The sequence below is a fragment of the Salmonella sp. SAL4457 genome (genome assembly GCF_046548235.1).
GTDB lineage: Bacteria > Pseudomonadota > Gammaproteobacteria > Enterobacterales > Enterobacteriaceae > Salmonella > Salmonella enterica.
The window spans coordinates 1-297 of the sequence record NZ_JBGDZO010000296.1; the positions used below are offsets into that span (position 1 = coordinate 1).

Below are 297 nucleotides of genomic sequence, written 5' to 3' on the forward strand. Positions count from 1 at the left end.
GCCTTCGCGCTGGTGGCCAGCCGCCTCGGCGAGATCCGCGAGCGCCATGGCAACGATGCGGTGGCGGTCTACCAGGGCAATCCGAGCGTGCACAACTACGGCCTGATGACCCATAGCAACTACTTCCTCGGCCTGCTGAAAACGCGCAACCGCTTCTCCGCGACTTCCGTCGACCAGTTGCCGCATCACCTGGTCAGCCAGCAGATGTACGGCCATGGTTTGTTGATCCCGATCCCCGACATCGACCACACCGACTTCATGCTGGTGCTCGGCGGCAACCCGCTGGCGTCCAACGGC

General features: G+C 64.0%; 1 protein-coding gene. It reads left to right on the top strand.

The features are described 5' to 3' along the window. Positions 1–297 (top strand): hypothetical protein (locus ACLJNW_RS24360; RefSeq protein WP_410961237.1); only part of this gene is annotated, 297 nt, incomplete at both ends.